General features: G+C 42.9%; 15 protein-coding genes. 12 read left to right on the forward strand and 3 right to left on the reverse strand.

From position 1 onward, the window contains the following. Positions 1-572: 572 nt before the first annotated feature. Positions 573-1328, reverse strand: a complete 756-nt coding sequence (locus tag BO222_RS08245) for a response regulator transcription factor (RefSeq protein WP_233131233.1) — start codon at positions 1326-1328, stop codon at positions 573-575. 24 nt (positions 1329-1352) lie between these two features. Then, the gene (locus BO222_RS08250) at positions 1353-2813 is read right to left on the reverse strand and encodes a DUF4118 domain-containing protein (RefSeq protein ID WP_083647750.1); all 1461 of its coding nucleotides are present in this window, start codon (positions 2811-2813) and stop codon (positions 1353-1355) included. 468 nt (positions 2814-3281) lie between these two features. Here BO222_RS08250 and BO222_RS08255 point away from each other — a divergent pair, with 468 nt between their 5' ends. The 4 genes from BO222_RS08255 (at position 3282) to BO222_RS13760 (ending at position 4435) form a co-directional block, all read left to right on the forward strand. Beyond that, positions 3282-3782, forward strand: a complete 501-nt coding sequence (locus BO222_RS08255; RefSeq protein ID WP_075820065.1) for a hypothetical protein — start codon at positions 3282-3284, stop codon at positions 3780-3782. 64 nt (positions 3783-3846) lie between these two features. Beyond that, positions 3847-4104: an NAD-binding protein gene (locus BO222_RS08260; protein ID WP_075820067.1), complete on the forward strand. Its 258-nt coding sequence runs from the start codon at positions 3847-3849 to the stop codon at positions 4102-4104. Beyond that, complete coding sequence (locus BO222_RS13755; protein ID WP_158024581.1) at positions 4095-4262, forward strand: hypothetical protein; 168 nt, start codon at positions 4095-4097, stop codon at positions 4260-4262. Before BO222_RS08260 ends, BO222_RS13755 begins: the two co-directional genes overlap by 10 nt. Then, positions 4259-4435 carry a hypothetical protein gene (locus BO222_RS13760; RefSeq protein WP_158024582.1) on the forward strand — a complete coding sequence of 59 codons (177 nt, stop codon included), beginning with the start codon at positions 4259-4261 and terminating at the stop codon, positions 4433-4435. Before BO222_RS13755 ends, BO222_RS13760 begins: the two co-directional genes overlap by 4 nt. Positions 4436-5021: 586 nt before the next feature. On the opposite strand, the gene BO222_RS08270 is transcribed toward BO222_RS13760, so the two are convergent. After that, positions 5022-6077, reverse strand: coding sequence for a pyruvate kinase (locus BO222_RS08270; RefSeq protein ID WP_075820071.1), 1056 nt, complete (start codon positions 6075-6077; stop codon positions 5022-5024). Between the two features lie 252 nt (positions 6078-6329). Between BO222_RS08270 and BO222_RS08275 the strand changes: the two genes are divergently transcribed. The 8 genes from BO222_RS08275 (at position 6330) to BO222_RS08310 (ending at position 13372) form a co-directional block, all read left to right on the forward strand. Beyond that, a complete protein-coding gene (locus BO222_RS08275) occupies positions 6330-6827 on the forward strand; it encodes an RNA polymerase sigma factor (RefSeq protein ID WP_198932038.1) in 498 nt (165 codons plus the stop codon). Further along, a complete protein-coding gene (locus tag BO222_RS08280) occupies positions 6817-7419 on the forward strand; it encodes a hypothetical protein (RefSeq protein WP_075820073.1) in 603 nt (200 codons plus the stop codon). The genes BO222_RS08275 and BO222_RS08280 overlap by 11 nt, the downstream gene beginning before the upstream one ends. 230 nt (positions 7420-7649) lie before the next feature. Continuing rightward, positions 7650-9443: an oleate hydratase gene (locus tag BO222_RS08285; protein ID WP_075820075.1), complete on the forward strand. Its 1794-nt coding sequence runs from the start codon at positions 7650-7652 to the stop codon at positions 9441-9443. A gap of 240 nt (positions 9444-9683) precedes the next feature. Next, the gene (locus BO222_RS08290; protein WP_143356987.1) at positions 9684-10157 is read left to right on the forward strand and encodes a hypothetical protein; all 474 of its coding nucleotides are present in this window, start codon (positions 9684-9686) and stop codon (positions 10155-10157) included. A gap of 6 nt (positions 10158-10163) precedes the next feature. Beyond that, positions 10164-10706 (forward strand): DnaD domain-containing protein, encoded by a 543-nt coding sequence (locus BO222_RS08295; protein ID WP_075820079.1) that lies wholly within the window; start codon positions 10164-10166, stop codon positions 10704-10706. Next, positions 10703-11395, forward strand: a complete 693-nt coding sequence (gene nth, locus BO222_RS08300) for an endonuclease III (protein ID WP_075820081.1) — start codon at positions 10703-10705, stop codon at positions 11393-11395. Before BO222_RS08295 ends, nth begins: the two co-directional genes overlap by 4 nt. A gap of 37 nt (positions 11396-11432) precedes the next feature. After that, on the forward strand, positions 11433-11867 hold the full coding sequence (locus BO222_RS08305) for a hypothetical protein (RefSeq protein ID WP_075820083.1): 435 nt from the start codon (positions 11433-11435) through the stop codon (positions 11865-11867). A 317-nt stretch (positions 11868-12184) separates the two neighbouring features. Then, positions 12185-13372, forward strand: a complete 1188-nt coding sequence (locus tag BO222_RS08310; protein WP_075820085.1) for a transglutaminase-like domain-containing protein — start codon at positions 12185-12187, stop codon at positions 13370-13372. The last annotated feature ends 455 nt before the right edge of the window (positions 13373-13827 follow it).

Here is a 13827-nt window from a genome sequence, read left to right on the forward strand (position 1 = left end):
TGACGCCAAGATGCAGTGTCTGAAGACAGGAAGAAAAACCCAATCTTTCGAATATCTTCAGAGCAGATCAAATCAACAAAGAAAGGAAAAGCTCGCAAAGATCAAAATGAGTCTGTAAAAGAAAAAAACCAAATCCATCCATAGAAGACAGAGCAATGGATTTGATATGTACCGCAGGCCGTGCGGGAATTTAAGCCCCTGGAGAACTATACCCCCGGTTCCGGATCTTCTGATCTGGCAGACCGGAGTTCGTCGTTGCCTCTCGGACGAAAGGGGAAAAAACATTATCTGGTATTTTCTAATGTGAACAGCAGAAAATATCAGATAAATGCGAGCAGTCTAAATGTTAAACGATTATATGATCTTAGAAGCGGGAACTATGATTCTTGAAGGAATAAGCCGAAGAATTAATTATGACAAGGAATGCAAGCTCTGATTCTCTCAGCTCAGTGGCTATTGCGCACTCGTTGCCATCCATTTGAAGGATCAGCCTTTTTTCCAGCGTATATCCAGATCAGTCTGAAAAAGCTCAGCATCGGTAACTGTTCAAAGACAGTTCGAATGCTGAGCTTCTATTCATTCAATTCACCATCAACCAGGCGATACCCTATACCGATTTCGGTCAGAATATAAATGGGATGGCCTGGATCCGGCTCGATTTTTCTTCGTAGCCCTGCCATTAAAGTGCGCAGCGCTCTTGTATCCTGAGCATATTGAATCCCATAAACGTTTTGAATAATCATCTGTGCGGTCAAAACTTTGCCTGGATTCAGGAAAAATGTTTCCAGCAGCTTGAATTCAAGGGGTGTCAGATGAATTTCGTTTTCATTTAAAAAGACTTTATGCAAGTCCGTATTCAGTTCAAGATTCCCGACTTTAAAAGCCGGACTGTGATTCTGACGCGGATGGCTGTGCCGGATTGCCGTTCGAATGCGGGCAAGAAGTTCTGTAGCCGAAAATGGCTTAGTAAGATAATCATCTGCTCCAAGATCGAGTGCAGCGGCTTTTTCCTCATCCTGGTCTCTGGCTGAAATCACGAGAATCGGAATGTCTGAATCCTCACGGATTTTCTGAATCAGGATCATTCCATCCACATCTGGCAGCCCCAGATCAAGAAGAATAACATCAGGCGATTCCTTCGACAGGATTTCCAAGGCAGACTTCCCCAATCCTGCCTGAAGGCAGATATAATTTTCTTTTTCTAGGACAAATTGGAGAAAAGTTCGAATTTGTCTGTCATCTTCGACGACAAGAATGCATGGCTGTTTCATATCACTTTTTCTTCTCCTGTCGCTGTCTTTCCATAGAACGTCACGGGTTTTCATCATTCTAATCCAAATCCTGTGCTGGATTCAGCTTTCTGTTTTTTCACTTGGGCTTTCATTCAATGGAAGGGTGACCTCAAAACGGGCACCATGAAAATCCAGACGGTTTTCCGCCCGGATCCTGCCGCCATGGGCCTGGACAATCGACTGGCAGATCGCAAGCCCCAGACCGACTCCTCTGGCCTTATCCTGGCTGCTTTTCTTTCCTGTATAAAAGGGTTCAAAAAGATGAGGAAGGTCTTCAGACAGAATACCGTCTCCTTCATCCTGAATGGCAAACACCGCTTCCGTCTGATCAGAAGAAAGAAAAAGCTGCATTTCGATCGCTCCCTCATTCCGGGTATGACGAATTGCATTTTCCAGAAGATTGACCAGAAGCTGAACGACCAGCTTGCCATCCACATCGATCAGGATGAGCTCCTCGGGAATCGAAAACTGTATGGGTCGACCCGGATGCCGGTTTTCTGTTGTCCGAATTGCAGCTTCGGCCAGCTCTTCGGCACATTCTGGCTGTCGGTTTAAACGAAGCTGTCCTTCTTCCATTCTTGTCAGGTTTAGGATATTTTCAACCAGCGAATAAAGCCAGCCCGTTTCCTGCAGGATCCCTGCAACCAGCTCATTACGCCGTGTTGCCGGAAGATTTGTATTAAGCAGCAGCTCGCAAATTCCCATAATTCCCGAAAGCGGGGTGCGCAGATCATGGGAAATCGATCGCAGAAGATCGGAGCGGTAATGCTCCTGGACCATCTGTTCCTGGATTTGAATCTGCCGGACAAGGCTTTCTGTTTTTTCAAGCCCAAGAGCAGCGCATTCACACATGGAGTCAACCAGAAGCAATTGAGTCTTGTCAAATGCTTCGGCATTCGCCGCTGGTATATACAGAATGCCATAAGGCTCCTCTTTTCCCAAAATTGGCCAGGCATAATATTCTGCCCCTTGCAGATTCACACAGGAATCAGTCTGGCTGCGCCTGGGCAAAAATGCGGCTTCAACATGAAAGGTCTTCGAAAAAGAGCGGACAATCGCTTTTTCAGCTTCTTCCATAGATACTGTATCCCGCAGGCTGCTTGTCAGTTCATAAAAGGCATTGGCCTGGTCTGCTTCATATCTTGCATGAAGGGCACTTTTTTTCTCACTGGAAGTAATCGTACTGGTGATTAAAGACGTGATTCCCATGATAAAAAATGTAATCGGATAATTGGAATCATCGACCTGGAGAGAGTAATAAGGCACTGTAAAAAAGTAATTAAACAGTAAAACAGCAGAAAATGAGGCGATGAGCCCATAGACTGCCCCATCTGTCATTTTTGTACATACCACAACTCCTAATATATATATAAGAATGATCGTTGAATCCGATAAACCCATTCTAAAAAATACAAGACCGGCCAAGGTAGAAACCAGCAAACATCCCATCATCATCAACAGGCAGCTCACAGCTTTTTTCAAATGGCGATCTCGCATATTTTTTTGATTCATATTTATCATAGAACCCTTTTCCCTTATCCAGCCAGGTATCAGCTGCCTGATGGTACTGGCTTTTTTCCTTTTGCTTTCTTTGCTGAAAACATTATGACAGATGATTTGAAAAAATTGTTCCCCTTCTATTGCCAGTGCCCGCAGAAATACAAAAAGCCCGTCTTCTGGACCAGAAGCAGCAAACCGCTGTAATTCAAAATCAGAAAGCCGAAAACAGAATCCTCAAATCAGCGGCATCGATAAATCTCTTTCTGAGTTCCCTTGTTTATCTTTTCAAGATTATTTAACTTATACTTTATTTTTATCATCAATAATACTATTTTTTTAATTTAACCAGAAGGATATTCTCCACTTCAGAACGCAAAGATCCATCCCGTCTGCATCCTCGCACAATCCTCACACCGGGATTTCCATCCTCACACCATTCTTGCAACGAAAAATCTATGATCTATACACATCAAGAAATGAGGTACACATATGCTGCATATCATAAATAGTTTTTACGCCAAAAAAAGAAGCAAGGTGCAGGCTTTACTTCCAGTTTCTTTTCAATCCCAGACGATTGATCCAATTCATGAAATGACCTGCCAGATTCGCGAGATGCTTGGCAGGCAGGATTTTGTTCAATGCAGAGAGCTGATCATTCATTTGATGGCAGAATATCCCGACTCTGCCCAGCCGCACAATCTGATGGGACTTCTTCTTGAAGAAGAAGGAAATCACAGCAAAGCTCTCAGCCACTTCAGAGCCGCTGCTGCTCTTGATCCTTCTCACCGACCCTCTCAGGAAAATCTTCACCATTTCAGTCAGCTTTATCATCCAGGACAGGGCGTATTTGAAGATCAGGACTGCCTGGAACAGACAGACACAGGTCATTGCATCATTTGTTACGACAAGGATGGGATTGGCTATGTCTGTCATGAAATGCCGCGACAAAAATTTACCGGCTCGTACCAGCTTTCAGTAGGGAAGAAATAGTGAATATTTTTTGAAAGAAAAAGATGAAAAACATCATTGTTATCGGCTGCAGCCGCTTTGAGCAATGCTTGCAGACAGATTTTGCCAGCAGGGCTATCCCGTAACAGTCCTCGATCATGACGAAAGTGACTTTTGCAAGCTTCCTTATTCCTTTTGTGGGCTCAAGCAGCGTGCGGTGGCCGTCGACCTTGAAGATTTACAGGAAGCAAAAATTGACCAGGCAAGCGAAGTGTATGTGCTCACTAAGGATGACTGCACAAATACGCTTTGCGCCCTGATGATTTACTCTGTTTTCCGGGTAAGAGAATCCTGGTGCGGTTAAACAACAGTTCGCATCAGATGGCCTTCTACAATACGACCATTGAAGTGATCTGTCCTGACGAGATCTGCCTGGAAAAAAGCACTCTGATGACCCAGATCAGCAGTAAAGCTCTCTCATCCAGACAGACGGAAACCGAAAAATGGAGAACGCGGGTATGAAAAAGCCGGTTCTTATTGTCGGGGGCCGCTCGAAAGCAAAAATGCTGGCTTTATCTTTAAAAGAAAAGGGGTTTTTGCCCGTTGTTTTGAACCGCGATTTTCATCAATGTGAATATCTGGCCGAAACAGGCGCGATAAAGGTAATTCACGCCGATGTCACCTATCCAGGGTGATCTTTCCTGAGGCCATGACCATCACCATGGTCAGCGATTTAAATTAAAAGGGCTCTATAAAAGTACCAGCTAAAGCTGAAAAAGCAGCGCAGCTTCGCTGCGAAAAGGCTGCTCGCTTTGCTCAGGAAGTTCAAGGTCAAACTTCTTCTCTATCACTCGCTTCAGATCATTGCACAATAATTTTGAACTGGCCACAGCTGTCCTCGTCGCTTTGCTCCTGCAAGATTTGTTGCCAGTTCAAAATCACTGTACGGCCATAATCTTGGGAGCGACCGCGAGGGAAGTTGACTGGCCGGCGGAACTGATTGAATGGAAATTTATGCAACTGGATACAACCTGGATTCAAAAAACTCAGCTTTCGCTGGGTAAATTTTTTTAAATCGAAAGAACTCAAAACTTAACTTTTGGGAAAATGAAATTTCATTTTTCCGAAATCTAAAACTAAATTTCTGTGACTCAAAGTCTCAGATCATTGGTCCTCAAAACTCCATTCCGTTGGTTCTCAGAGTCCGGTATTAACAAAATCTCACGGAAATGCAAATATTCAGAGACGTTTATACAGAAATTCAGCAAACTCCTGTGAGCTTTAATTGTTATCAGATTGATTTTCGGCTTTGTATCTTATTGCGGAATCAGAAATTTTTTTCATCGTATCAATGACCAGCTCTGGATAATGACCGATTGCAGTTTCGTTGGTCACCATGATGGAGGAAGCTCCATTTTTAATTGCATAAAAAACATCATTGGCTTCAGCGCGGGTACAGATTGGAGAATCAATCATACTGGTCAGCATCTGAGTGACAACCATATAGTCCTTCTGATGCTGATGACATATCTTTTCAATCCTGGCCTGAACGGCTGGAAGATCATAGAATCCAACGTCATTACCCAGGTCACCTCTGGCGATGACAATGACATCTGCCAGATCCATAAAGCTTTCAAGATGATCAATTCCCGTCTGGTTTTCGATCTTGGCATAGATTTTAAGATCCAGACTCTTCTCTTCAAGAATATGATGAACCTGCTCTAGATCGCGCCGGCTCTGTACAAACGGAACCATGATGGCGTTCACGCGGTATTTTCTGGCCTGATCGAGGTTAGTCAGATCCTCCGGGCAAAGAGGGGAAAAAGGAGAAATTTTTCCGGTGATTTTGACGCTTTTATTGGCTTTTAAAACGGCTGGGCGCAGAACTTCACAAAGTCTGTTTCCATCCTCAAGGATTTTTAATACGATCAGTTCAATTTTTCCATCATCGATCAGAATTTTATCGCCAGTCTGCGGCAGGACTAACAGATCGGTCTCAACAGGAATGTCTTTTCCAAAAAGAATCAGCTGACCCTTTTCAAGTTCGAACGGTTTTAGCTCCTTGATTCTCAGTTCCCGTCCCTTCAGATCCATCAAAAAGAGAATTTCTTTTCCGGTATTTTCCATTGCCTGATGCAGCTTGTCGATCCAGTCTTCATGAGCAGCTAAAGGACCATGAGAAAGATTCAGTCGAATCCCATTCATTCCATTCTGAATCATCTTCTCAAGGATCTGAATATCTGCACAGGCCGGTCCTAAAGTTCCAAACAATTCCAGAGCAGAAGTTTCAGGATTGTTCGGTCTGTCATTTTCCAGTTTCTGGTTTTCTTTTGCCATGATATTTTCTCTTCCTTCCTCCCTAAAGTTTTTTCGGTTTTTTCCATTTATGTTTCTGCGATTATGTCTTTTCTGATTTTTGTGGTTCTTCACATTATGCTTTTTATTGCTACAGGATCAATGTACAGAATACCTGTAAAAAAATCCTGATCAATCGGACAGAAGTCAGAGAAAATATAAATAATGAAAAATCAAAGCAGCCTGTCACCTTTTCAGGTTTTCAATCGTTGTATAGGTGAAGGACCTTCAACAATGAAAAATAAAAATATGAAATTATCAGTTGAGTACCTCATTCCAAAGTATCAGGACAATTTATATCAGGCCGCATTTTCAGTCCTGCAAAATCCGGCAGATGCTCAGGATGCGGTGCAGACAACCATGATCAGGTACCACTATCTCAACCAGGAATTTGAAGATGAAGAACATATCCGAAAATGGTTGTTTAAAACAGTAATTAATGCTTCGAAGGACATACGCCGATCCTTCTGGAGACGCAATAAGGTATCGCTTGAAGAAACGATGGCATCGATTGAATTTGAAAGAATACAGGATCAGTCCTTGTTTCAGGAAGTCTGTTCACTGCCTGAAAAATATCGGATTGTCATCCAGCTGTTTTATTATGAAGAATTCACGATTCAGGAAATCAGTCAGCTGCTGTCCATTACGCAAAGCAATGTTAAAAAGCGATTGTCCCGGGCCAGAGATAAACTTCGCAATGTTTTAGAGCAGGAGGATGAACATGTCAATTGAAGATGAAAGAAAAAAATATCGCCAGGTCTTTTCGCAGATTCATATTCCGCAAAAGATCGAGGTGAATGTGGAAAGGAACACAAGAATGAATTGGATGAAAAAACACGCCGCCGCTTTAAGTGCAGCTTTGTTGATTTTGTCTGGATCATCAGCAGCCTATGCGGCGGATTTAGGAGGAATCAGAACTCAGGTTACATATTGGCTCAATGGGTCATTAGAAGAGATTGAAGCTGTCTCTAATGAGGATGGAGGATATGACTTCTATAAAGAAGGAGAAGATGAGCCATTTGTCAGTGGAGGCGGAGTCTGGATTGATGATTTTGGAAACGAGCATGCATTGGATGCGCAGGATGTCGCCGACAGTACGCTTAACGAAGACGTGCATATCAAAGATGACGATACTATCTGGTTGAAGACCCGCCTGGGTGAATGGGATATAACCGATTTGTTCAGGGATCAGGATACAGTCCGTGTGACCGATGGTGATCGGTATTATGAAATCAGCTGTGCCAAAGATCTGAGCAGTACAAGCATGAGATCGTTTCATGAACCTTTTGGAAACGCAGAATTTGTCAATCTTCAGTCCAGTTAAAAAAGTGAAGACAGGCATTATAAATGAAATGTTTTATCGGAAAGCGAAATGGATCAGTGAGCCGTCTTGTCTCTTGATTCTTTTCGCTTTTTATTGCCTATCAGGAGTATTTTTTCGAATCCTGCGTAAGTATGGAATGAGGATAAGTTATACAGTTGATGCGATTTGTATAAGGTCTGATACTGGGTTTGTCTGTTCTTAACCGATATACTGAAACTGAGGTGATTACAATGTTCCATTATGGAAGCGGAAACTATGAAGCGTTTGCTCATCCCAGAAAACCTGAGGGAATTGAGCACAAACACGCTTATATTATGGGCAGCGGACTGGCTGGACTGACGGCCGCTATCTGTCTGGTTCGTGATGCGAAAATGCCAGGCGAAAACATTCATATTTATGAAAAGGATCCGATACCCGGCGGAGCCATGGATGGCTATCAGTATCAGATGCTTGGTTATACCATGCGCGGCGGACGTGAAATGGATAACCATTTTGAAGTCATGTGGGATATCCTGCGCGATATTCCATCCATTGAGAATGCAGACTATTCAGTTCTTGATGAATATTACTGGCTCAACAAGGATGATCCAAACTATTCCCTGTGCCGTGTAACTGAAAACAGAGGACAGGACGCCCATACCGATAAAAAGTTTGCGGTGGATCAGAAAGCACAGGAGCAGATTCTCAAACTGTATCTGACTCCGGAAAAAGATCTTGAAGATCTGAGTATTGAAGATGTTTTTGATGACGATGTTCTCAATTCAAATTTCTGGCTTTACTGGAGAACGATGTTCGCCTTTGAAAACTGGCATTCAGCCCTTGAAATGAAACGCTACATGCAGCGCTTTGTTCATCATATTGATGGTCTGCCAGATCTGAGCGCCCTTCGCTTTACCCGATATAACCAGTATGAATCCATGATTCTGCCGATGGTAAAATACCTTGAAAGCAAAGGTGTCCAGTTTCATTATGGAACCAAAATGGACGATGTTCAGTTTGTGATCCGTGAAGATGAAAAGCTGGCTCAGAGCATCACCGTCAGCAAGGATGGAAAATCAGAAATCATTAATCTCGATGAAGACGATCTGCTGTTTATGACGATCGGCGGACTCGTTGAAAATTCATCGTTTGGTTCTCAGAACGAACCTGCAAAACTCAATACTGATCTAAGTGATGATGGCGGCTGGAGCACCTGGAAAAAGATCGCAAAACAGTCCGATGATTTTGGACATCCGGAAGTATTCTGCTCTGATCCTGAAAAGACCAACTGGGAATCGGCAACTGTTGAAACCCTCGATGAAGAAGTCTTTCCATACATCCAGGCTATTACCAATCGAAATGTACTGACAGGCCATGTAGTGACTGGCGGAATCGTGACCGCAAAAGATTCAAGCTGGCTGTTGTCATGGACCATCAACCGGCAGCCTCAGTTCAGAGATCAGCCTGACCATCATGCTCTGGTATGGGTTTATGGACTGTTTACCGATCGCGAAGGCGACTATGTCAAGAAAGCCATGCGTGATTGTACAGGTGAAGAAATCTGTGAAGAATGGCTGTACCACTTAGGTGTTCCGGAAGATCAGATTCATGATCTGGCGGCAAATCATTGCAATACCGTTCCCTGCATGATGCCATTTGTAACGGCCTTCTTTATGCCAAGAAAGAAAACAGACCGTCCTCTGGTTCGTCCTGAAGGATCAAAGAACTTCGCCTTCATCGGTCAGTTTGCAGAAACGCCACGCGATACCATCTTTACGACGGAATATTCGATGCGCACTGGCATGGAAGCAGTCTATGACCTGCTCGATATTGAAAGAGCGGTGCCGGAAGTCTGGGGATCCGTTTACGATGTGCGAGATATGCTTAAGGCAGCCGTTCATATGCGGGATGGCAAACCATTAACAGAAGCGCAGCTTAATCCAGTTGAAAAAATTGCACTTTATGAATTATTCAAAAAAGTTAAAGGCACAGATATTGAACTGGTATTAAAAGAATATGGAGCGATTCCAGAAGATTACGAATAAGAAAGCGGCACCTAAAGAAGTATTGAAAATAAGTTTTGAAAATGAGTTTTTCTGAAGCTGAATAAAATTATAAACGCCTGCAGGATATTTTCTTCTGGAAGATATCCTGTTTTCTTTTGCAGCGCATTGGAGTCCATGACAAAGATTCGTTTCTTGCGGACTTAAACAGGGTTTTCATATCGATTTGAAATCTTGGAGATGGATTGCCAATGGTATAATCGACTCATGCAGAACTTTCTATTGAAACGCAAAAAAACGCACAGAAAAAAGAAGAAAAAGAAAGTGTACGGCTGGCCGCTCACAGCGGCTTTGCTCGCCTTTTTTATCCTGGTCTTTTCAGTCATGTGGGCTTTACTGATCAGTGGTCCTAGCCGCCTTCATGAAGAAAAACAGGCTCAGACCATCCGGGTGATTGAAGAGAATGTCCAGGGAATACAGGGGATTGAAGAAAATATTTTTGAATATATCACCTATCAGGGATATACCACCGATACTCTCTACTGGTTTGATCAGACTGGTCAAGTCATCACTGAAAGATCGATGGATACGCTGGACTATAATAAAGCCAGACAGATGGCACTGGATACCTATCAGATGGAAGCGGAAAGTGTAGAACTGGCTTTTGGATACACCTCGCCGGTCTATGAGATAAAAAGCAGGGATCGGCTGTTGATGCTTGATTATGACACGTTTGAAAAAGTGTATGAGAGGTAGGATGCGATGCTCGAAAGACAGGAATGGAATTCGCCGTATATCAATCGGACATATTGGATTTTTGACCATCTTCAGGAGTTGAAAGTCACAAGCAATGAAGCTCTGCTTCTTTTAGTGATTAGCTATCTGAATGATCATCAGATTCCGATCGGCGTCGAAACCTTAATGAAATACTGCCATCTCGACGATATGGAAGTGGATGATCTGATTGCTTCCTTATCGGATAAAGGCTACCTGATTGTAGACACCTTTAACAATCAGGTCCGTTTCCGGCTGGATGGTCTGATCGAAATACCAACGAATGAAACGGCGTTCTTAAAACAACCGGTCATTCAGGAATTTGAACAGGAGTTTAAGAAAACACTCTCTGGATCACAGATGGATAAGATTTTACAGCTGACCAGTATCTTTGGGGAAAGAATGGTTCTCAGAGCGCTCGATGAGGCCAGTGCCTATGAAAAGAGATCCATCGAATATGTTGAAAATATTCTGATCAGCTGGAAAAACAGAAATCTCACCATCGAGGATATTGAAAAGGGAAGACGATGAACGCAAATGAAATGATCGATGCGATCGAAGAGATTTTTCCTGATGCGCATTGCGAATTGAATCATGAAACCCCCTTCCAGCTGTTGATCGCAGTCGTACTCTCCGCACAGACGACGGATGCTTCCGTCAATAAAGTCACCCCGGCTTTGTTCGAACGCTGGCCGGATTCTTCAACACTTGCCAAAGCGGATCTCAGGGAAGTCGAACAGACGCTGAAAACACTGGGACTGTTTCGATCGAAAGCGAAAAATATTATTGCGCTTTCGCAGGATTTAGAAGAAAAGTTTGATGGGCAGGTTCCAATGACCTTCAAGGATTTACAATCGCTGGCTGGAGTTGGACGAAAGACCGCGAATGTGGTTCGATCGGTCGCATTCGATATTCCTTCGCTTGCAGTCGATACGCATGTGAATCGGGTGTCTAAACGTCTTGGCCTGGCTAAGCCGGAAGATTCAGTAGAAAAGGTGGAAGAAAAGCTCCGACGCAAAATTGATCGGAATCGCTGGAATAAGGCCCACCATGATCTGATCTTCTTTGGACGTTATTTCTGCACAGCCAGAAATCCCAAATGTGATGAATGCCCATTTGTCCCCTCATGCAAAAAGAAAAAGCTGGATCTTTATACGAAAAAACAAAAGGAGATGGAAAAAGCGAAAATCCTGACTCAGGATAAACCATCTCTGAAGTGATCAGCGATTCAATCAACCAGGAAAGGATGATCTTTGAATGCCAAATAAAAGAATACGAAAGAAAATCGAAGCACGCAGACTGGCCCAGGAAGCTGAAGTATTTGTAGAAGCTGCAAATCCGATTGTCGATGTGGAACGAGAATTTCAGAAAGAAGCAGATCAGGTTCTTGACCAGGCTCGAATTCTTGAACAGGCTGATAATGCCGTTGTCAATGGTGTAAATGGAAAGCCATTCAAACCTGAAAAAGATATGGAATTATTGTTTGATGAGGTTAATGCAGCAGTTGAGGCTGCAAACGATCTCGATCAGGGGACCGATGAAGCCAATCGTCATCATTTGAAACATCTTGAAGAAGCCGATGATCCTCGTGAATGGAATCCAGAAGCAGTCATTGATGAGAAGATCAAGGAAGAACAAAAAGATGAGGAACTTGCAACGCTGCGTAATGAGATTGTCAACGATCTGATTTAGCTCAATCTGTTAAACGAGGTTTTGAATCCTCCGTATAGGATATCGTAAGGATATGCCTGAGAGTCTGATATCAGGCAGATCCTTTTTTTACGGTCAAAATTAGCGATATCTGTAATCTGTATAAAAAAAGTTCATAAAAGATCAGGAAGTCATCTGATTTCTTTCATTTCTTAAGCTGCGTTGAAAAGTAAAATGGATTCAAGTATGATTTTTTAGTTACAGCACAATAATTGATCCAAATACTTTAAAAATCCGATCAACTGAAAATCGAAAACTGATCAGAGTAAAAAAGTTCAGGCAAAAAAGAGAAAAAGGAAATGGAAAGAAGGGAAACTGTGAAGTCTGCAAAAAAGAGAAATATCTCGAAAAATAAAAAGCTTATTCTTTGTGCCAGTCTGTTTTTAGGCGGATGCAATGCTGCTGCGCCGCTGACAACAGAAAAAACATACGAGCTTGGAGAAGAACCGGCTGCTGAAGATTTTATCGGCAAGGCTGGCAAGATTGAAGATGTGATTGAAGGGCTTGGTGAATTCAAAACAAAAGTGAAGGATGAAGACGGCAGGGAAGTTGATGTCACGATTAAGGTTAAGGATACGACTTTTCCTGAATGGGATTATTTTGAAGATGAAGTCATCACAGAGCAGGGGAAGAAGCCAAGTTATCATTTCAGCGCAACCGATGCCGGGAAAGTGACGATTACGATTGAAGATGATCAGGTGGATATTCAGACTCCAGGAACGTATCCCTGCATGGCAAAGGCAAAGGATGAAGCCGGAAATGAAATTATGCGCGATTTTACGGTTCGCGTCGAACCAAAAGACGAAATGCCAAAGCAGGTATTCAGTCATGTAAACGATACCGCCCAAAAAGATCTTGCCGTTCGAATTGTGGATGTTTTAAATTCGAATAATCAGGATCAGGCGCTCGTGGTTGAAGAATCACTCAGTGAAGAGGACTGGAATGCGATTCACCATGTGGATTTTGCGGTCTGCGATGCGATGGGCTGGGAATATATGGATATTACGGATGGGTATGCCAATCCGGATGATACATTTTTAGTCAGTGTTAATCCGGCTCAGGTTCGTGCAAGGGCAAAGTATCGAAATCTTTCAGAGTATCGTTTAAATAATATTTCAGGCCGGGCAGGTATTGAAAAATCCGATTCGCCAACCACAAAGGCAACAAAACTGAAAGATCTGATTTTACGACGTCTTCAGTATACGAATGAAGACATTTATCCTTCGCTTGCAGTGCAGGTCCTGAAGGGAAATTCAATGACCTATGCGATGCTTTTTGATCAGCTTGCAGAATACAACGGAATTCCGAGTGATTTTATTACCGGTTATCTTGGCGATGATTACCATTGCTGGAACAGAATCTGGATTGATGGCCAGCCAAAGTGGATTGATCTGACGCTTGAACAGGCCAGTCCCGGACATTATTTCATGAAGAATCATCTGTGGGATTCTCATGAACTTTCCTTAACAGAGATCGCAAATGATTAATTCTCACCAGAGGGATAAAACTGGACCTTCCATCAGAAATAAAGCAAAAGCAACAAATTGAATCAGAAATAGAAAAAGTCTGCGAAACCTGTATGAATAATCAATTCATAGTCACGCCAGCAGACTTTTTGTTTAACCTGCTTGAACCAGGGATGATCTGACTTGTTTTGAAAAGAGATCATGCAAGATCAGGATGCGAAAAGAAAGGGGCTGTTAAATTTCTGACAGTCCAAAAATAAAAAGAGGCACCTGATCCGTAATGGATGAGGTGCCTCTTTTGGTAAAATATGTTCATGATCAATAAACAAAATTACCAAACACACTATAACTCGATTCAGGGCCGTTTGCCACTGCTCCATTCTCTCTTCCCTCATATTGAGATGGATTCTGTCTTCACTACTGTCAGTTCCTTTGTCGATGATTATCTCGACCTTGCCCTTTATCCTTCTTTTGCA

It is taken from the genome of Ileibacterium valens, from assembly GCF_001945525.1.
Taxonomy (GTDB): Bacteria; Bacillota_I; Bacilli_A; order Erysipelotrichales; family Erysipelotrichaceae; genus Ileibacterium; species Ileibacterium valens.

Coding starts and splice junctions, on each gene's coding strand:
- BO222_RS08260 (WP_075820067.1), top strand. CDS start 3,847: ATGCTTGCAGACAGATTTTGCCAGCAGGGCTATCCCGTAACAGTCCTC.
- BO222_RS08310 (WP_075820085.1), top strand. CDS start 12,185: ATGGAAAGAAGGGAAACTGTGAAGTCTGCAAAAAAGAGAAATATCTCG.
- BO222_RS08275 (WP_198932038.1), top strand. CDS start 6,330: ATGAAAAATAAAAATATGAAATTATCAGTTGAGTACCTCATTCCAAAG.
- BO222_RS08250 (WP_083647750.1), bottom strand. CDS start 2,813: ATGATAAATATGAATCAAAAAAATATGCGAGATCGCCATTTGAAAAAA.
- BO222_RS08280 (WP_075820073.1), top strand. CDS start 6,817: ATGTCAATTGAAGATGAAAGAAAAAAATATCGCCAGGTCTTTTCGCAG.
- nth (WP_075820081.1), top strand. CDS start 10,703: ATGAACGCAAATGAAATGATCGATGCGATCGAAGAGATTTTTCCTGAT.
- BO222_RS13760 (WP_158024582.1), top strand. CDS start 4,259: ATGAAAAAGCCGGTTCTTATTGTCGGGGGCCGCTCGAAAGCAAAAATG.
- BO222_RS08305 (WP_075820083.1), top strand. CDS start 11,433: ATGCCAAATAAAAGAATACGAAAGAAAATCGAAGCACGCAGACTGGCC.
- BO222_RS08295 (WP_075820079.1), top strand. CDS start 10,164: ATGCTCGAAAGACAGGAATGGAATTCGCCGTATATCAATCGGACATAT.
- BO222_RS08285 (WP_075820075.1), top strand. CDS start 7,650: ATGTTCCATTATGGAAGCGGAAACTATGAAGCGTTTGCTCATCCCAGA.
- BO222_RS08245 (WP_233131233.1), bottom strand. CDS start 1,328: ATGATGAAAACCCGTGACGTTCTATGGAAAGACAGCGACAGGAGAAGA.
- BO222_RS08255 (WP_075820065.1), top strand. CDS start 3,282: ATGCTGCATATCATAAATAGTTTTTACGCCAAAAAAAGAAGCAAGGTG.
- BO222_RS08270 (WP_075820071.1), bottom strand. CDS start 6,077: ATGGCAAAAGAAAACCAGAAACTGGAAAATGACAGACCGAACAATCCT.